This is a genomic window from Aristaeella lactis, from assembly GCF_018118585.1.
Taxonomy (GTDB): domain Bacteria; phylum Bacillota; class Clostridia; order Christensenellales; family Aristaeellaceae; genus Aristaeella; species Aristaeella lactis.
Window position 1 is genome coordinate 1,051,238 of sequence record NZ_CP069421.1, and the last position, 17,801, is coordinate 1,069,038.

The following is a 17,801-nucleotide window of genomic DNA, read 5'->3' on the forward strand; positions in this document are numbered from 1 at the left end:
CTTAACGGCCTCCGATCTTCACTTTGCAGCGCAGCGCCGGTCCGCCCATGCCAACAGGCATCGGCTGTTTCTTTCCGCACATACCGGAGCTGACCCAGCAGATTTCGTCTCCCACCATGTCAACGGTCTTCAGCATCTCAAATGCCACACCGGAGATCGTGGTGTCCAGCAGGGCCTTGCCCAGCTTACCGTTCTTGATCTCGTATCCCATGGTCACACCGAACATGAATTCGCCGGTGGTGTCTGCCTGTCCGTTGTTGGAGTCAATGAGGTAATAACCATCATCCACGGACGCGATCATATCTTCCAGCTTGTCCTTGCCGGGATGGATGGTGGTGTTCCTCATCCGGATCAGCGGCTCGTCGGAGAAGGACCAGGCCCGGGCGTTTCCGGCGGCTTCCATGCCGAAGTGCTGCGCGCTTTCCCTGCTGTTCATGTATCCGGTCAGGATACCGTCCTTGATCAGCGTTACGTCCTTCGCTTCGGTGCCTTCATCGTCAATATACACCGGCAGCGGGCAATCCTTGCCGAACGCGGTATGGGCGAAGTCGCTCAGGGTGACCAGGTCGCTGGCAACTCTCTTGTTCAGGTTATGGGCCGCCACGCTGCCGCCCAGCACCAGGTCGGCTTCAACCGTATGTCCCACAGCTTCATGGCTCAGCATACCGGTCATCATGCCGTCCAGGACGACAGTCTTCTCACCGGCTTCCGCGTATACGCCTTCCCGCTTCTGCATCAGCCGCTCATACAGCTTGTCGATCTGAGCGTAGTAGGCAGCGGAATCACTGAAGTTTTTGTCAAATGTGCCCTTGCCGCCGAAGGGAACATACAGCACCACAGGATTTCCTGCGTCTGTCATCGCTGTCAGTTCCACATATACATAGGACCGGGGTGCCAGGATATGTCCGCTGGCCGCGTCAGAGGTTACGATCAGCTTCTCCATGGAGTCTTCCATGGAAACCACCGCGCGGGAGACCAGCTTCGGGCAGTTCTTCGCGATATACGCGTCAATCTCCCGGGCAAAGTCCACATAGATCTTCTGTTCGCAGTCGCGGATATCTTCCTGTGTTGGCAGCTGCTTCAGGGTCATTGCCGGCAGGGCGGGCTTGCCGATGCCTGCGTGCTTGTCCATGAAGGCGGCGTTTTCGGTCGCCGCTTTCAGCACCATTTCAGCCGCTTCATCGGTGTATTCGGCCATGGAGGAGAATCCGTAAACGCCGCCCCGGTATACCCGGGCGGAAACGCCAGACTGTTCAGATCGCACATTGCCCATCACATCGCCGTTCACCAGTACCACCCGGCGGTTCCGGTTGATCTGTCCCCGCAGTTCGGTATGAACTCCGGTTTCAAATAATCCTTTTTTGTTTGTCAGTATGTCTTTCAGCATCTTGTTTTTCCTTTCATTTGCTGATTTCTTTCAGGTCATACGGTGTTGTCTGGTATACCATGTAGTTCAGCCAGTTCGCGTACAGCAGGTTCGCGTGGCTTCTCCAGGTTACCAGCGGTTCCTGGGTATCATCGTCATTAGGATAGTAGTTCTTCGGCACCTCGATCGGCAGGCCCGCGTTCTTGTCCCGCAGGTACTCCTTTTCCAGTGTCCGCGGGTCATACTCGCTGTGGCCCATGATGAACACCTGCCGGCCGTTTTCCGTGATGGCCGCGTACACACCCGCTTCTTCGGAGGAGGCCAGGATCTTCAGTTTTCCGCAGGCTTCCATGTCTTCCCGCCGCACAGTGGTATGCCGGCTGTGGGGTGCCATGAACACGTCATCAAAGCCCCGCAGCAGGATGTAGTTTTTCCGCTCTGCCTTGTGCGGGAATACGCCGAACAGCTTCTTTCCCAGCGGTACCTTCGGAATCCCGAAGTGGTAGTACAGCGCTGCCTGCGCTCCCCAGCAGATATGGAAGGTGGAGTGCACGTGTGTCTTGCTCCACTCCATGATCCCGCACAGCTCGTCCCAGTATTCCACCTCTTCAAAGGCCATCTGTTCCACCGGCGCCCCGGTGATGATCATACCATCGAAGTTCTGGTCTTTGATCTCATCAAAGGTCTTATAGAACGCTGTCAGGTGTTCCGCGGAGGTGTTCTTGGAAACATGGCTCTGCATCTTCACCAGTTCCGTTTCCACCTGCAGCGAGGTGTTGCCCAGAAGCCGCAGCAGCTGCGTTTCCGTATCGATCTTGGTAGGCATCAGGTTCACAATGGCGATCCTCAGCGGACGTATATCCTGGGTCGTAGCCCGTGTTTCCGTCATCACGAAGATGTTCTCATCCGTCAGCGTTTTGTACGCCGGCAGTTCGTTCGAGATCTTGATCGGCATTGCGCATCATCCTTCCGTAACAGGTTTCATATCAGCCTGCGGCTTTTATGTTACTCCGTATTCCCAGTGACTGGTATTATTCGGTGTACTGACGCATATTGTACCTTTTACCCCCGTATTTATCAAGTTTTCTTCCCTGAAAACCATATGAACATCCTGTGAATACGCTCAACTCCCCGTATCTCTATTTTGTTCCCTTTTTCTACTCCCGGTATAACTACCGAATTGTATACTTCTCCGCCAACATTGCAATAATACCCTCTCCCGCATCCTTCCTGACTGATGAGTACCCCGGGACTGAGCTTGGCTCAGGACCGCGAACGGGCGTGACGGTTCTCCCGTTCCGGCTCGCCGGAAACGTTTAGAACCGTCCCGGCAGTTCACTCATCAGTCTCTTTCTTTCTTCCCCAATCTCCTCGTTCCCCAAAAGCCCAGCGCAGCGCTATATATTTGCCGCAGGCAAATATCACGTCGCGAAGCGACACATTATCACACATTCGGCGGCAGCCGAATATTTCACATTCCGCGAAGCGGAATATTTCACATTGGACGTCGCAGACGTCCAATATTTCACATGAAAAGAGCACCTGCGAAAGCAGATGCTCTTTTCATATTTCATTTACTAATAAATTCTGTTCAGAGATCAGAATTTATTAGTACATGCCTCCCATTCCTCCACCAGCGGGTGCTGCGGGTTCGGGTTCAGGAATATCAGCCACAAGGGATTCAGTGGTCAGGATCATCGCCGCGATGGACGCCGCGTTCTGCAGCGCGCTGCGGGTAACCTTGGTAGGATCGATGATGCCGCGTTCCACCATGTCAACGTACTCACCCTTCAGGGCGTCGTAGCCGTAGCCGGGCTTCCGGGCGGACTTGATGTGGTCAACGATCACGCTGCCGTCGATACCGGCGTTCAGGGCGATCTGACGGATCGGCTCTTCCAGGGCGCGCAGGACGATCTGCACACCGGTCTTCTCGTCGCCGGCGCAGTTGTCCAGCAGGGCGGCAACCTTCGGGATCACGTTCAGCAGGGCGATTCCGCCGCCGGGAACGATACCTTCTTCAGCAGCGGCACGGGTGGCGCTCAGGGCGTCCTCGATCCGCATCTTGCGTTCCTTCATTTCGACTTCCGTAGCGGCACCGACCTGGATCACCGCAACACCGCCGGCCAGCTTGGCCAGGCGCTCCTGCAGCTTCTCACGGTCATAGTCGCTGGTGGTCTCAGCGATCTGGGCACGGATCTGGGCAACACGGTTCTTGATGGCTTCTTTGTCGCCGGCACCGTCCACGATCGTGGTGTTTTCCTTGTTCACCTTGACCTGTCGGGCTTTACCCAGCATGTCAACGGTGGCTTCCTTCAGTTCCATACCGGTCTCAGAGGAAATCACGGTACCGCCGGTCAGGATGGCGATATCCTGCAGCATTTCCTTGCGGCGGTCGCCGAAGCCGGGGGCCTTGACGGACACGCAAGTGAAGGTGCCGCGCAGCTTGTTGACCACCAGGGTGCTCAGGGCTTCGCCTTCAACATCCTCAGCGATGATCAGCAGTTTCTTGCCGGTCTGCACAACCTGCTCCAGAACGGGCAGGACTTCCTGGATGGCACTGATCTTCTTGTCGGTGATCAGGATCAGCGGATCGTCCAGAACAGCCTCCATCTTTTCGGTATCGGTGACCATGTAGGCGGAAGAGTAGCCGCGGTCGAACTGCATGCCTTCCACGGTGGTCATGCCGGTGGTCATGGTCTTGCTTTCTTCAACGGTGATAACGCCGTCAGCGCCAACGGTCTCCATAGCGTCGGAGATCAGCTTGCCGATGTTCTCGTCAGCAGCGGAGTTGGCGGCAACCTGGGCAATAGCCTGCTTGCCGTTGATGGGCTGGCTCTGTTCCTTCAGGCCTTCAACAGCGGCGTCGGTAGCGCTCTGGATGCCCTTGCGCAGGATCATGGGATTCGCGCCGGCAGCCAGGTTGCGCAGGCCTTCACGGATGATGGCCTGGGCCAGCAGGGTGGCGGTGGTGGTGCCGTCGCCGGCAACGTCATTGGTCTTGGTGGAAACTTCCTTCACCAGCTGGGCGCCCATGTTTTCAAAGGGGTCTTCCAGCTCGATCTCCTTGGCGATGGTCACACCGTCGTTGGTGACCAGGGGAGCACCGTATTTCTTGTCCAGGACCACATTGCGGCCCTTCGGTCCAAGGGTGATCTTCACGGTATCGGCCAGCGCGTTAACGCCCTTTTCCAGGCTCCGGCGCGCTTCTTCGCCATACTGAATCTTCTTAGCCATAGCTCATTACTCCTTTATTATCTTTCTCTCATGTTCTGTCAGGCAGATCAGTCAATATAGCCTTCATACACATGGAGTAAAAAGTATTCATCACATTCGGCTTTAGCCGAATATTTCACATTGAACCGCACAGCGGTTCAATATTTCACCTTGTTGAATAATTTGCAGGCAAATTATTCAACAACAGCCAGAATATCGCTCTGTCTTACGATGATCAGTTCTTCTCCGTCCACCTTCACTTCGGTGCCGGCATACTTGGAATAGATAACTTTCTCGCCCGCTTTCACGTGCATGGTGATCTCTTTACCGTCCACGTTTCCCCCGGGACCTACAGCGATAACAATAGCCATCTGGGGCTTTTCCTTAGCGGCGCTGGTCAGGATCAGGCCGGATTTGGTGGTTTCTTCTGCTTCGCAATTCTTGATGACAACACGGTCACCCAACGGCTTCACAGTCATGGATTAATTCCTCCTGTCGTTCGTTTGCTTGTTTTTAGCACTCAAACTGATGGAGTGCTAACAACCAGAGAGTAATATAATGCTTTTACCCTTTTTCCGCAAGTGTTTGTCCGCCCGTTATCATGTATTTTTCTTGTTTTTACGTTGATTTTCTTTTGCGATCTCCCGTTTTCGCCGTATTTCTTCGTTTCTCCTGCTGAAAGCCTTGTGTTACAATCCTTCTGACCTGTTCGGAAGGAGCTTTTGATATATGCATCCGCTGACCGCTGCCCTGCTTGACTGGTATGACCGCTGTGCCCGGGATCTTCCCTGGCGCGGCTTTCATGACGCCTACCGTACCTGGGTCAGTGAAGCCATGCTGCAGCAGACTCGTGTGGAAACGGTTCTTTCCTATTATGATCGTTTTCTTTCCCGCTTCCCGACCCTTCCTGCCCTGGCGGAAGCCCCGGAAGCGGATGTCCTGAAAGCCTGGGAAGGTCTGGGTTATTATTCCCGTGCCCGGAATCTCCATAACGGAGCCATGGATGTCATGGAACAGTACGGCGGTGTCCTGCCCCGGGATCCGGAAAAGCTGAAGAAGATTCGCGGCATCGGACCCTATACCGCCGGTGCCATCGCCTCCATCGCCTATGATGTCCCCGTTCCCGCCGTGGACGGCAACGTCATCCGCGTTCTCTCCCGTATTTACGGTATCCGCACGGATGCCCTCCAGCCGGATACCCGGAAACATATTGAGGAGCTGGCCGCAGCCCTTGTGCCGGAGGAGCGCCCCGGGGATCACAATCAGGCCGTCATGGACCTGGGTGCCACTGTCTGCGTACCCGGTACGCCGGACTGTGCTGTCTGTCCCCTTTCCGCCTTCTGTGACGCCTGTAAGGCCGGGGACGCGTCGGATCTGCCCGTCCTGCCTAAGGCCAAACCCCAGAAAGTCATCCCGTACGCGGTTCTGCTGATTCGCTCCGGCGATCGCGTCCTCATGCGCCGGCGCACGGAACGCCTCCTCCAGGGTCTCTGGTGCTTCCCCATGTTTGAAGGCGAATCTCATGCTGATGAATTGCTGCCTGTGGTCAGTAAAAAGCTGCACCTTTCCCTCTCTTCCCTGCGGGATGCCGGTCCGGCCCGTCATGTGTTCACCCACCAGGTCTGGCAGATGCGGATATACGAAACAGACGCGGAAGCGTCTGCTTCCGCGCCTGCGGGTTACGAGTTTATTCCTTTGGATCACCTGAAGGATCTCACCCTTCCGGCAGCCATGAACGCCGCTGTCAAAGTCCTTACGCGTCAAGCATAAAGGCTTTGTAGGCCTTCACGGCTTCATACAGGTCCGCCTTGGAGATTACTTCCATCGGAGCGTGCATGTTCAGCACCGCCACACCGCTGTCGATAACTTCCATGCCGTACAGCGCGCAGATATAGGCGATGGTTCCGCCGCCGCCCTGGTCCACCTTGCCCAGTTCCGCGGTCTGCCAGAACACCTTGTTGTCATCCATGATCCTGCGCAGCTTCGCCATAAACTCGGCGTTCGCGTCGTTGGATCCGCTCTTGCCCCGGCTTCCTGTAAACTTATTGAAGCATACGCCCCTGCCCAGCCAGGCGGCGTTTTTCTTTTCATAGGCGGAAGCGTACAGGGGATCAAAGCCCGCGCTCACGTCGCAGCTCAGCATCCGGCTGTTCCGCAGGGTACGGCGGACATTCAGCTCGCTGTAATTGCCCTGCAGCTCCAGAATCTCCGCCACCGCGTTCTCCAGGTAGTTGCTCTGCATGCCGGTCGCGCCGACGCTGCCGATCTCTTCCTTATCCACCAGCATACCGCAGCAGGTGTATTCCGGAGTGGCTGTCAGGCTCAGCACCGCTTTCAGTTCAGCAAAAGCGCATACACGGTCATCATGGCCGTAGCCCATGATCATGCTGCGGTCCAGGCCGAAGTCCCGTGCCTTTCCGGCGGGAACGGCCTCGATCTCCGCGGAGATGAAGTCCTCTTCCTCAATGCCGTAGGTTTCCTTCAGGATCTGCAGCACCTGGGCCTTGACCGGTTCCTTTTCCTCACCCTTCAGGGGCCTTCCGCCCAGGATGATGTCAAGGTTTTCACCGGTGATGGCTTCCCCCAGTTTCTTGCCCATCTGTTCCTGGCTCAGGTGGATCAGCAGGTCGCTGATGCCCACAACAGGGTCATCATCCTTTTCACCGATGCTGATCTGTACCTTGGTGCCGTCCTTCTTCACCACAACGCCGTGCAGTGCCAGTTCCCGGGCAGTCCACTGGTACTTCTTGATGCCGCCGTAGTAGTGGGTGTCCGCAAGGGCGAAATCACTGTCTTCATACAGCGGGTTCTGCTTGATGTCCAGCCGGGGGCTGTCGATATGGGCACCAACGATGTTCATGCCTTCTGCCATAGGCTTTTTGCCCATATGGAAGGTCAGGATGGCCTTGCCCATCTTGTTCAGGTATACCTTGTCGCCTGCCTTCAGCTTTTTCCCGCCGCCGATCAGGCTTTCCAGGTTGATATATCCGGCCTTTTCCAGCATGGCCACCGCTTCCACAGCGCATTCACGCTCGGTTTTTCCGGCGTCGATAAATGCCCTGTATTCCTTCGCGATGTCCTCCAGCTTCTTCAGGTCCGTCTTTGTGTAGTTTTTCCATGCATTGGGTCTTTCCATGCTCTCACACTCCTTATGCCCTATCTTATCACCACGCCCACATAAAAACAATATAAATACATTGCCCGTTTATGACCAGATAAAAGGCATAACTAACTAAAACATTTTGCGCAGCAAAATATATCATATTGACCGCAGGTCAATATATCACATTCGGCTTTGCCGAATATATCACAAATCCGCTTTGCGGATTTATATCATTAAAGCGCTTCAGCGCTTTTTTCACTTACATTTCACATATCATACTCACATTCATGAAATATCTACAATAATATATACAAGGAAAAATCCCGCCCGGGATTTTTCTTCCGCCATTCTGAATTCTGAATTCTGAATTCTGCATTGACAGAAACCGAAGGTTTCACTCTCCCCGCCCGCAGGGCGAACCTCTGAGGGCAGCCAGTGGCTGATATACCATCAGAGGTGAGGTCACCCGAAAGGGAGTGAGCTCTCCAGTGGAGAGTCACGACCATTGAGGTTGCGGAAAACATTTCACACGCCGAAGGCGTATTTCACATTCGGCGAAGCCGAATATTTCACTTACATCTCCCTTAGGAGGTTATCCCATGGCAAGAACAATCGGCATTGACCTCGGCACCACCAACTCCTGCGTCTCCTTCATGGAAAACGGCCGCGCGGTTGTCATCCCCAATGCGGAGGGCGGCCGTACCACTCCTTCCGTTGTGGCTTTCACCAAGTCCGGTGAGCGCCTTGTCGGCATGACCGCCAAGCGTCAAGCCGTCACCAACGCTTCCCGCACCTTCTCTTCCGTCAAGCGGGATATGGGTTCGGACAAGCGTTTCCAGGTGGACGGCAAGAGCTATACGCCCCAGGAGATCTCCGCCATGATCCTGCAGAAGCTGAAGGCGGATGCTGAAGCCTATATCGGTGAGACCGTCACAGACGCGGTCATCACCGTTCCCGCTTATTTCTCGGATGCCCAGCGCCAGGCCACCAAGGATGCCGGCCTTATCGCCGGTCTGAACGTCCTGCGGATCATCAATGAGCCCACATCCGCGGCCCTGGCCTACGGTTTTGATAAGGGCATGCCCTGCCGCGTTATGGTCTATGACCTGGGCGGCGGCACCTTCGATGTCAGCATCCTGGAGATCAACAGCGACACCATCGAGGTCCTTGCCACTGCCGGCAACAACCACCTCGGCGGCGATGACTTTGACCAGTGCATCGTCGGCTGGCTGCTGGAGGAATTCCGCAAGGAGCACCATGTGGATATCTCAAAGGATCCCATGGCCATGCAGCGCCTGGCGGAAGCTGCCGAGAAAGCCAAGATCGAGCTTTCCGCTTCCACGTCTACTGTCATCAATCTGCCCTTCCTGGCGCAGAATGCTTCCGGCCCCATGCACCTGGAGTGCACCCTCACCCGTGCCCGCTTCGATGACCTCACCGCCCACCTGGTGTCCGCCACCCGCGGGCCTGTGCAGCAGGCCATGCAGGATGCCGGTGTGAAGGCTTCGGATCTCAGCCGTGTCCTGCTCGTCGGCGGTTCCACCCGTATCCCTGCCGTCCAGGAGGAAGTCCGGAAGCTTACCGGCAAGGAGCCGGCCCGGGATATCAACCCCGATGAATGCGTTGCCATGGGCGCCTGCCTGCAGGGCGGCGTGCTCACCGGCACCGTCAACTCCATTGTTCTGATCGACGTCACGCCCCTTTCCCTGGGTATTGAGACCCTGGGCGACGTCTTCGCCAAGATCATAGACCGCAATTCTCCGCTGCCCTGCCAGCATTCCCAGGTCTTCACCACCGCGGCTAATTTCCAGACCAGCGTGGAGATCAACGTTCTGCAGGGTGAACGGGAGATCGCTTCTGCCAATAAGTCCCTGGGCAAGTTCCGCCTCACCGGTATCCGCCGGGCACTCCGCGGCATCCCGCAGATTGAGGTCACCTTCTCCATCGATACCAACGGTATCGTCCATGTCACTGCCCGTGACCTGGGCACCAACCGCAGCCAGGATATCACCATCTCCGGTTCCGGCAACATGAGCCGGGAGGAGATCGACCGTGCCATCCGGGATGCCCAGCGTTACGCTGCTGAGGATAAGCAGCGCAAGCAGTCCCAGCAGGCAAAGGACGCCGCGGAAAACCTGCTCAATCAGGCAAAGCGTGCCCGCAAGAAGCTGAAGGATGATGACAAATCCCGCCTGGACAGCTCCATCGCTGCCCTGGAGGCTGCCATCCGCGCCAATGACGAATACCGCATGAAAACCGCTTCCGAGGACCTGGATACGATCCTTCGCTCCGTCGGCACCTATACCTCCAATCCGGAGGGAGAGAATGACGACGGCGCCTATGACGCCTGAGGAGGCCCTGCATGTTCGGTTATATTGCCCCTGTGCTCTCCGTGCTGACGGATGAGCAGAAGCAGCGGTACCGGGCTTTCTACTGCGGTGTCTGTCATGCCCTGCGGAAGCGTCACGGCCAGACCGGTCGTCTTTCCCTCAGCAATGATATGACATTCCTGGCCCTGCTGCTTTCCTCGCTTTATGAGCCGGAATCCGAAAATGCCCGTTCCCGCTGCGCCATTCATCCGGTGAAGTCTCATGAGTATTTCTCTTCACCCATGATCGACTACGCGGCGGATATGAATGCCCTCCTCTTCTTCTGGAAGTGTGAGGACCAGCACATGGATGATCATTCCCTGCGCGGAAAGGCCGGAGAAGCCCTCTTCCGCAAATCCGCGGATAAAGTCCGTTCCCTCTGGCCGGAACAGGCCAAAGGCGTTGAAAAAGCCCTGAAAGAGCTGTGGGAAGAGGAATCTTCCTCCTCTCCGGATCCGGACAGGCTTTGTAATCTTTCCGGTGAAATGCTCGGCTCGGTCTTCGTTCCCAAACCCGCGGACACCTGGAGTCCTGTTCTCCGGTCCGTAGGCAACGGCCTTGGCCGCTTCATCTACTGGATGGATGCCTGGGAGGATTATGACGCGGATATCAGAAAAGGCCGCTTCAATCCCCTCAAGGGCTGGCATGACCGGCCGGATTATGAGGCCTTCTGCCTCGAAACCCTGGAGCTCCTGGTCGCTGAAGCGACAGAGAGCTTCGAGATCCTTCCCCTGGAACAGGATCTGGACCTTCTCAGGAATGTACTTTACAGCGGCGTCTGGCAGCGTTACACGCTGAAAACCAAACAGATGCGCGGAAAGGAGGATGCCCGTGGCGAATGATCCCTTTGCGGTCCTCGGTCTCTCTTCTTCCGCCACTGAGGATGAAATAAAGTCAGCTTACCGCAAGCTGGCCAAGAAATATCACCCGGACCTGAATCCGGGCGATAAAACAGCCGAGGAAAAGATGAAGGAGGTCAACGAGGCCTATACCCGCGCCCTCCAGATCAAAAAGACCGGCCGCGATCCATATCAGAATCCCTATGGCTCGTCCGGCACTTCCGGTTCTTCCGGTTATTATAATCCCTTCGGCGGCGCCTGGGGCGGTTCCCAGGGCGGCTACAGCCAGAACAGCTATAACCAGGGCAATTACGGCGGCGGTCAGCAGCAGGATCCCTTCGGGGATTTCGGGTTTGGCTTTGATCCCTTCTCCGCTTTCTTCGGCGGCCAGCAGTACCAGCAGCAGCGGACCCAGTACCGTACCCGCAGCTACTCAAATCCGGAACTCAAGACCGCTGAAAACCACGTCCTGGCCAACCGGTACCATGACGCCATCACCCTGCTGAACCGGGTTCCCACCCATGACGCTGACTGGCATGCCCTCTATGCCCGGGCTGACCTGGGCCTCGGCAACCGGATCTCCGCCCTGGACCATGCCCGTGCCGCGGTCCGGATGGAGCCCAACGATCCCGATTTCCAGGCCCTGCTGAACACCATCGAGTCCGGCCGCCGGGCCTACCGCCAGGCAAGAAGCAGCGGCTACGATTTCCGTGGAGCCATCTGCTCCAATCCCTGCCTCACCTGCTTCGTCGCCAACATGTTCTGCAACTGCTGTCTCGGCGGTTGTGGAAGATATGGTATGTTCTGTTAAGAATATACCATATCCGGAGCGGAACGATCCGTCGATATGGCTAATTGCAACCCGTAACTGATGAGTGAACTGCTGGGACGGTTCTATGCGTTACGGCTTGCCCGGAACGAAAGAACCGTCCCGCCGTTCGCGGTCCTGAGCCAGACTCCCTGGTATTATCAATTCAAAAAAACAGCACCCTGTGCTGTTTTCTCCACCATTATTCATTATTCATTTTTAAGTCTTAAGTTTTCAGTAAATCCGCCTACGGCGGATTCCCATAAACCATTTCCGAAAGGAGTCCCCAACAATGAACTTTCTCCAGCGTCTCCGTGAATCTCTTTCCCGTTTCATGCTCGGCCGTCATGGTCTCGACAATCTCGGTATGTTTACCTTCATCACCGGTCTTGTCCTTTCCATCCTGAGCAGCTTTATCGGCAGCGGCCTGCTGTCCTTCATCGGCCTGGCCCTTTATGTCACTACGATCTTCCGTATGCTCTCCCGCAATAACGAGAAGCGCATTGCGGAAAACCGCAAATATATCGACCTCACCTCTAACTGGAAGCTGAAGTCCGCCCAGTTCGCCAAGCGCATGAAGAACCGTAAGGACTATAAATACTTCAAGTGCCCCAACTGCAAGGTTCTCCTTCGCATCAAGCGCGGTGCCGGCGAAAAGGATATCACCTGTGTCCGCTGCGGCCACCAGTTCAAGCAACGTTCCTGATAATTATTTTATGCCCAAAGGGCATAATTCATATTTGCTTCCGATAAAATTGTCATCCTGGGGTTCGAAACGCCCGGAAAACGAGCCAGTGTGCTCGTTTTCAGTGGAGAACGGACGGCAGCCCCGGGCCACGAAGTGGGCGGTGCGAAGAGAGCGCAGTCGAAGGACCTGGCGAAGCACAGTAACTTACATATTCGCGGTAGCGAATAATTCATATTGGCCTTTAGGCCAATAATTCATATTGGCCGCAGGCCAATAATTCATATCGGCTGAAAGCCGATAATTCATATATGAAAGCAACTTTGTTGCTTTCATATAATTCATTCCCTGTTAAGGGAATCCCGTCGCAAAGCGACACATTATATCACGTGGCTGATAAGCCACATTTCACATTCGGCGCAGCCGAATATTTCACATCGGCCATAGGCCGATATTTCACATTGAAAAGGCATCTGCTGTCGCAGATGCCTTTTCAATATTTCACTTAAAGAGTGCTTATGCTAATAAGCGCTCTTTTGCATATTCCGTCACAAAATAGCTCCTGTGTGCCTTCCCGTCCTTGGCCAGCAGTCCTTCATTCACCATTCTCCGAAGGTATCCTGCCGTCGTGGACGTGCTCTGCAGTCCTGCCGCCACTCCGATCTCCCGAACGGACGGCTGCCTGCCCTGCTCTGTGGCGAAATTCAGCATATATTCCATAATCTGTTTTCTTTTCTGGGGGTTTCTCGGCGGATGCTTCTGCATTGTCATCTTCCTTTCTGCTCGTACTCCTGCCAGGCACGAACGCTCTCATCGTCCGCCCAGGCATCTTCTCTCACACGTCCCAGCACCCTGCCGACACAGTGTACCGGTTCATTCTCACTGAAAACAAGCGGGGCATACGCGGGATTGTGGCTGTGCAGGCCGTCTTCCCGGTATTCCTTGATATAACCTGTATCCCCGCAGATAAACACACCGATTTCTCCGGGACGTACCCTCGAGGCATGCTTTACCAGCACCAGGTCCCCGTCCATAAAGGTGGGCTCCATAGAATTACCATTGACCCGGATGATTTCATCCGCGGTCTCTGTAGCCTGGTCAGCGAACAGATATACCTCTTCACCGCGGGTAGCTTCCAGCGTTTCGCCGGGACCGGCGGATGCTGCCAGTTCGTTCCGGAACAGCCGGATGATCTTCCTGGGCTTCCGGGTATCTTCCTGCATCTGATGAAGCATATCCATCTGCCTCATGATGACCTGCCGGTTATAGGGATTCAGCACACCGTACCGGCGAAGCAGGTCTGCCCGTTCTTCACCGCTGATCCCGCTGTATTCTCCCGTTTCCCCGGACTTATCCGGAAAACCGAAGAATTCTTCCAGTGAAAGGCCCAGTGCTTCACAGATCACAGGAACGCTTCCCACGTCCGGACGGCTGCGCCCGGCTTCCCAGGCACCGACAGCGTTCTTTCCGACCTTTACCAGGGCGCCAAGCTCTTCCTGGTTCATCTTCTTTTCTTTCCGCTGCCGCCTGATCAGCTCTCCGTACGCGATTCCCGCCGCATTGGTCATTCCGTTCTGATCACTTCTGGCCATATGCTTTTCCCCTCTTTCTATTGCTTGTCTGCATTATAGCACAATTTTCTTGTGCTTGTAAAGAACTATTTTGTGCTTTTCTCCCAAAGCACAAATTCTTTGTTTATCTATAATGACAAATTATCATATTCGCTGGTAAGCGAATAATTCATATTGGTTTCCGATAAAAATGTCATCCTGGGGTTCGAAACGCCTGGAGAAAGAGCCTGTGGCTCTTTCTCAGTGGAGAACGGGCGGCAGCCCCGGGCCACGAAGTGGGACGAGCATAGCGAGCGCAGTCGAAGGATCTCGTTGCTTCGCAGCCCTTTGCTTTTTTTCAGTATTAATTCTGAATTCTGAATTCTGCATTCTGAATTCGCTTGCATTCCCCCGTCTGTTCCCTTTATACTTACTTTATATTTCTGCTTTTTGAGGTGATTAACGTGTCTTCCCTTAAAGGTAAAAGCTTTTTAAAGCTTCTCGATTTTACTCCCGATGAGATCTCTTCCCTGCTTGACCTGGCTGCTGATCTCAAAGCCAAAAAGAAAGCAGGCATTCCGCATGCCTGCTGTGCCGGGAAAAATGTTGCCCTGATCTTTGAAAAAACGAGTACGCGTACCCGCTGCTCGTTTGAGGTTGCTGCCTATGACCTGGGTATGAACTGTACCTATCTTGATCCGTCCGGCAGCCAGATCGGTAAAAAAGAAAGTATCGCGGACACTGCCCGTGTACTGGGCCGCATGTATGACGGTATCGAATACCGCGGCTTCGGTCAACAGATCGTTGAGGACCTTGCCCGTTATTCCGGCGTTCCGGTCTGGAACGGTCTGACCAACGAGTATCATCCCTCCCAGATCCTGGCTGACTTCCTGACCGTCCGTGAACGCTTTGGTTCCCTGAAGGGCATCAAGCTGGTCTACATGGGCGATGCCCGTTACAACATGGGTAATTCCCTCATGGTTGGCTGCGCCAAGATGGGTATGCACTTCGTTGCCTGCGCTCCGGAGAAGTACTGGCCCAATTCCGCCCTCATCGATACCTGCAGGAAGATCGCTGCTGAAACCGGCGCTGTGCTGGAGTTCGAGGCGGATGTGGATAAGGCTGTTGCCGGTGCCCACGTCATCTATACCGACGTCTGGGTCTCCATGGGTGAGCCTGACAGCGTTTGGGAAGAGCGCATCCACGACTTGCTTCCCTACCGCGTCACCGCTGATGTGATGCGCAAGGCCGGATCACAGTGCGTGTTCATGCACTGCCTGCCTTCATTCCATGACCTCAAAACTTCCATCGGCCGTTCCATCTTCGAAAAGTTCGGCATCGACTGCATGGAGGTTACCGACGAGGTCTTTGAATCTCCTGCTTCCATCGTCTTCGATGAAGCCGAGAACCGTATGCACACCATCAAAGCCATCATGGCTGCCACCCTTTCAGACAAACTGTAAGTTTGTCTATCTCTTCACTCTTAACTCTTCACTCTTCACTTACAATGACGAAGACATCACGTCTTCGTCATTGTTTTACTTATCCCCGTGTCTTTATTGTGTTCGTGTGTTTGTTCAAAGTATATATCATATTCGCGGAGCGAATAATTCATATTGGCCAAAGGCCAATAATTCATATCTGCGAAGCAGATAATTCATATGAAAAAGCACATGTAGTGCTTTTTCATAATTCATTGCGAATGAACTGAAGATTAATCTTCAGTTTCATTCGCTTCCGGCATCACCAGGCTCGCCACAATATATGCAATAATGCCGCAGCCGGCCATGGCGCCGATCACCACGAATCCCAGACGAACCAGGGTGGAGTCTACATTGAAATATTCAGCAATACCGCCGCAAACGCCGCTGATCTTCCGGTCCTTGTTGCTCTTGTGCAGTTTCTTCATTGTTTCATATCTCCTTTAATCTCAGTCGAATCGGTAAACTCATCGTTTACATCTATGATTATACTGATCCTTTCTTTGAAAATAAGGGACAGAAGATTAGAAGTACATTAATACTTCCCTTCTCCGCTCTAATATTCATATTCGCGCAGCGAATAATTCATATCCGGCCATAGGGCGGATAATTCATATCTGCGAAGCAGATAATTCATATGAAAAAGCACATGAGGTGCTTTTTCATAATTCATTTTCCTGATCTCCTTTTGGCTGCAAATGAAAAGAGGCGAACGTCTTGGACGTCGCCTCTTGTTCATTTGTTTTATCAGCCAAACATGGAGATCAGGAATCCCGCCGCAATCGCGGATCCGATAACACCGGCCACGTTCGGGCCCATAGCGTGCATCAGCAGGAAGTTGGAAGGATTGGCCTTCTGGCCTTCACGCTGGGAAACACGGGCAGCCATAGGAACAGCGGACACACCGGCAGAACCGATCAGCGGGTTGATCTTGCCGCCGCTCAGCTTGTACATCAGCTTGCCTACCAGCAGGCCGCCGATGGTGCTAAAGGAGAAGGCGATCAGGCCCAGCACAACGATCTTGATGGTGTCCAGGGTCAGGAAGCGGGAGCCAACCATGGTGGCGCCGACGCTGATGCCCAGGAACAGGGTAACGATGTTCATCAGGGCGTTCTGGGCCACATCGCTCAGGCGCTCGGTGACGCCGGTTTCCTTCAGCAGGTTACCGAACATCAGGCAGCCGATCAACGGAGCGGTGGAGGGCAGCAGCAGAACAATGAAGATGGTCACGATGATCGGGAACAGGATCTTTTCGGTCTTGCTCACTTCACGCAGCTGGGTCATCTTCACGGCGCGTTCTTTCTCGGTGGTCAGCGCGCGCATGATGGGCGGCTGGATCATCGGGATCAGGGCCATGTAGCTGTAGGCAGCCACAGCGATCGGTCCCAGCAGTTCGGGAGCCAGCTTCGTTGTGGTCAGGATGGCGGTGGGGCCGTCCGCGCCGCCGATGATGCCGATGGAAGCGGACTGCTGCGCGTCAAAGCCCAGCAGGTTCGCGCCGAAGAAGGCGAAGAATACACCGAACTGAGCGGCAGCACCCAGCAGCAGGCTCTTCGGGTTGGAGATCAGCGGACCGAAGTCGGTCATGGCGCCGATACCGATGAAGATCATGCAGGGGTAGATACCAGCCTTAACGCCGATATACAGGATATCGATCAGTCCGCCGTGGGCCATGATATGGCCGTAGCTGTGATAATACGGGCTGGTGTTGTCCAGGAAAGCGTCCCACAGGCTCTGATGATACAGGGCGTCCGGCAGGGATCCGTCAGCGGTCATGAACACGGAGCTCACGTTCGCCAGCAGGCAGCCGACAGCGATACCGACCATCAGCAGGGGCTCATACTGTTTTTTGATACCCAGGTACAGCAGCACGCACGCGATGGCGATCATAACAAGGTTGCGCCATCCGTCCGGGTTGCTGAAGAAACCGGCAAAGCCGGATTCAGTAACCAGTTTTCCGAGGGATTCTAACATCTTTCAGTTTCCTCCCTTATCCCAGAACGATGATCGGAGTACCGGTATCGACCTTCGCTCCGACATCAGTCAGCACCTGCACAACAGTCGCGTCATGGGGCGCCATGATCTCGTTCTCCATCTTCATGGCTTCCAGCACAGCCAGCACTTCACCGCTCTTCACGGCCTGGCCGGCCTTCACGTTCATCTTGACGATGGTGCCGGGCATGGGAGAGTTCACCTGCTCGCCGGCAACAGCGGCAACGGCGGGAGCCGCGGGAGCGGCGGCCGGAGCGGCAGCGGGAGCAGCAGCAGGAGCGGGAGCGGCGGCGGGAGCCGGCGCGTACGCTTCATATTCATCCAGGATCATGGCCTCGCCCTGATCCACTTCTACTTCATAGGTCTTGCCCTTCAGGGTTACTTTATACTTCATC

16 protein-coding genes are annotated in these 17,801 nt (G+C 54.9%); 6 read left to right on the forward strand and 10 right to left on the reverse strand.

Annotation, left to right across the window (positions count from 1 at the left end; all coding sequences use genetic code 11):
- Position 1: 1 nt before the first annotated feature.
- The 4 genes from JYE50_RS05030 to JYE50_RS05045 form a co-directional block, all read right to left on the reverse strand.
- The gene (locus tag JYE50_RS05030) at positions 2-1,387 is read right to left on the reverse strand and encodes a TldD/PmbA family protein (RefSeq protein WP_084094778.1); all 1,386 of its coding nucleotides are present in this window, start codon (positions 1,385-1,387) and stop codon (positions 2-4) included.
- 13 nt (positions 1,388-1,400) lie between these two features.
- Positions 1,401-2,321, reverse strand: coding sequence for a homoserine O-acetyltransferase MetA (gene metA, locus JYE50_RS05035; protein ID WP_084094779.1), 921 nt, complete (start codon positions 2,319-2,321; stop codon positions 1,401-1,403).
- 653 nt (positions 2,322-2,974) lie between these two features.
- On the reverse strand, positions 2,975-4,600 hold the full coding sequence (groL, locus tag JYE50_RS05040) for a chaperonin GroEL (protein ID WP_084094780.1): 1,626 nt from the start codon (positions 4,598-4,600) through the stop codon (positions 2,975-2,977).
- A gap of 173 nt (positions 4,601-4,773) precedes the next feature.
- Positions 4,774-5,058 (reverse strand): co-chaperone GroES, encoded by a 285-nt coding sequence (locus JYE50_RS05045; RefSeq protein ID WP_084094781.1) that lies wholly within the window; start codon positions 5,056-5,058, stop codon positions 4,774-4,776.
- Between the two features lie 250 nt (positions 5,059-5,308).
- On the opposite strand from JYE50_RS05045, the gene mutY reads away from it, so the two are divergent.
- A complete protein-coding gene (gene mutY / locus JYE50_RS05050; protein WP_084094782.1) occupies positions 5,309-6,349 on the forward strand; it encodes an A/G-specific adenine glycosylase in 1,041 nt (346 codons plus the stop codon).
- Here mutY and JYE50_RS05055 read toward each other — a convergent pair.
- Positions 6,333-7,715 carry an aminopeptidase gene (locus tag JYE50_RS05055; RefSeq protein WP_084094783.1) on the reverse strand — a complete coding sequence of 461 codons (1,383 nt, stop codon included), beginning with the start codon at positions 7,713-7,715 and terminating at the stop codon, positions 6,333-6,335. The two genes, mutY and JYE50_RS05055, sit on opposite strands and share 17 nt — an antisense overlap.
- Before the next feature lie 566 nt (positions 7,716-8,281).
- Between JYE50_RS05055 and dnaK the strand changes: the two genes are divergently transcribed.
- From dnaK to JYE50_RS05075, 4 genes are all read left to right on the forward strand, one after another.
- Positions 8,282-10,033 (forward strand): molecular chaperone DnaK, encoded by a 1,752-nt coding sequence (gene dnaK / locus JYE50_RS05060; RefSeq protein ID WP_084094784.1) that lies wholly within the window; start codon positions 8,282-8,284, stop codon positions 10,031-10,033.
- A gap of 11 nt (positions 10,034-10,044) precedes the next feature.
- Positions 10,045-10,893 (forward strand): DUF5685 family protein, encoded by an 849-nt coding sequence (locus JYE50_RS05065; protein ID WP_084094785.1) that lies wholly within the window; start codon positions 10,045-10,047, stop codon positions 10,891-10,893.
- Complete coding sequence (locus JYE50_RS05070; protein ID WP_179138222.1) at positions 10,883-11,701, forward strand: DnaJ domain-containing protein; 819 nt, start codon at positions 10,883-10,885, stop codon at positions 11,699-11,701. Before JYE50_RS05065 ends, JYE50_RS05070 begins: the two co-directional genes overlap by 11 nt.
- A gap of 289 nt (positions 11,702-11,990) precedes the next feature.
- Complete coding sequence (locus JYE50_RS05075) at positions 11,991-12,404, forward strand: Rcat domain-containing protein (RefSeq protein ID WP_084094787.1); 414 nt, start codon at positions 11,991-11,993, stop codon at positions 12,402-12,404.
- A gap of 495 nt (positions 12,405-12,899) precedes the next feature.
- On the opposite strand, the gene JYE50_RS05080 is transcribed toward JYE50_RS05075, so the two are convergent.
- Together JYE50_RS05080 and JYE50_RS05085 are read right to left on the reverse strand one after the other, a co-directional pair.
- Complete coding sequence (locus JYE50_RS05080) at positions 12,900-13,148, reverse strand: LexA family protein (protein ID WP_283399152.1); 249 nt, start codon at positions 13,146-13,148, stop codon at positions 12,900-12,902.
- 2 nt (positions 13,149-13,150) lie between these two features.
- The gene (locus tag JYE50_RS05085) at positions 13,151-13,975 is read right to left on the reverse strand and encodes an XRE family transcriptional regulator (protein WP_084094789.1); all 825 of its coding nucleotides are present in this window, start codon (positions 13,973-13,975) and stop codon (positions 13,151-13,153) included.
- 422 nt (positions 13,976-14,397) lie between these two features.
- Here JYE50_RS05085 and argF point away from each other — a divergent pair, with 422 nt between their 5' ends.
- Positions 14,398-15,396 (forward strand): ornithine carbamoyltransferase, encoded by a 999-nt coding sequence (argF, locus tag JYE50_RS05090; protein ID WP_084094790.1) that lies wholly within the window; start codon positions 14,398-14,400, stop codon positions 15,394-15,396.
- A gap of 251 nt (positions 15,397-15,647) precedes the next feature.
- Here the strand turns inward: argF and JYE50_RS05095 are convergent, their stop codons facing one another.
- The 3 genes from JYE50_RS05095 to JYE50_RS05105 all read right to left on the reverse strand — a co-directional run bounded on the left by JYE50_RS05095 (position 15,648) and on the right by JYE50_RS05105 (position 17,800).
- Positions 15,648-15,842, reverse strand: coding sequence for a PspC domain-containing protein (locus JYE50_RS05095; protein WP_084094791.1), 195 nt, complete (start codon positions 15,840-15,842; stop codon positions 15,648-15,650).
- 319 nt (positions 15,843-16,161) lie between these two features.
- A complete protein-coding gene (locus JYE50_RS05100; protein ID WP_084094792.1) occupies positions 16,162-17,388 on the reverse strand; it encodes a sodium ion-translocating decarboxylase subunit beta in 1,227 nt (408 codons plus the stop codon).
- 16 nt (positions 17,389-17,404) lie between these two features.
- Complete coding sequence (locus JYE50_RS05105; RefSeq protein WP_084094793.1) at positions 17,405-17,800, reverse strand: biotin/lipoyl-containing protein; 396 nt, start codon at positions 17,798-17,800, stop codon at positions 17,405-17,407.
- Position 17,801: the final 1 nt, after the last annotated feature.

Coding starts and splice junctions, on each gene's coding strand:
- JYE50_RS05030 (WP_084094778.1), bottom strand. CDS start 1,387: ATGCTGAAAGACATACTGACAAACAAAAAAGGATTATTTGAAACCGGA.
- metA (WP_084094779.1), bottom strand. CDS start 2,321: ATGCCGATCAAGATCTCGAACGAACTGCCGGCGTACAAAACGCTGACG.
- groL (WP_084094780.1), bottom strand. CDS start 4,600: ATGGCTAAGAAGATTCAGTATGGCGAAGAAGCGCGCCGGAGCCTGGAA.
- JYE50_RS05045 (WP_084094781.1), bottom strand. CDS start 5,058: ATGACTGTGAAGCCGTTGGGTGACCGTGTTGTCATCAAGAATTGCGAA.
- mutY (WP_084094782.1), top strand. CDS start 5,309: ATGCATCCGCTGACCGCTGCCCTGCTTGACTGGTATGACCGCTGTGCC.
- JYE50_RS05055 (WP_084094783.1), bottom strand. CDS start 7,715: ATGGAAAGACCCAATGCATGGAAAAACTACACAAAGACGGACCTGAAG.
- dnaK (WP_084094784.1), top strand. CDS start 8,282: ATGGCAAGAACAATCGGCATTGACCTCGGCACCACCAACTCCTGCGTC.
- JYE50_RS05065 (WP_084094785.1), top strand. CDS start 10,045: ATGTTCGGTTATATTGCCCCTGTGCTCTCCGTGCTGACGGATGAGCAG.
- JYE50_RS05075 (WP_084094787.1), top strand. CDS start 11,991: ATGAACTTTCTCCAGCGTCTCCGTGAATCTCTTTCCCGTTTCATGCTC.
- JYE50_RS05080 (WP_283399152.1), bottom strand. CDS start 13,148: ATGCAGAAGCATCCGCCGAGAAACCCCCAGAAAAGAAAACAGATTATG.
- JYE50_RS05085 (WP_084094789.1), bottom strand. CDS start 13,975: ATGGCCAGAAGTGATCAGAACGGAATGACCAATGCGGCGGGAATCGCG.
- JYE50_RS05095 (WP_084094791.1), bottom strand. CDS start 15,842: ATGAAGAAACTGCACAAGAGCAACAAGGACCGGAAGATCAGCGGCGTT.
- JYE50_RS05100 (WP_084094792.1), bottom strand. CDS start 17,388: ATGTTAGAATCCCTCGGAAAACTGGTTACTGAATCCGGCTTTGCCGGT.
- JYE50_RS05105 (WP_084094793.1), bottom strand. CDS start 17,800: ATGAAGTATAAAGTAACCCTGAAGGGCAAGACCTATGAAGTAGAAGTG.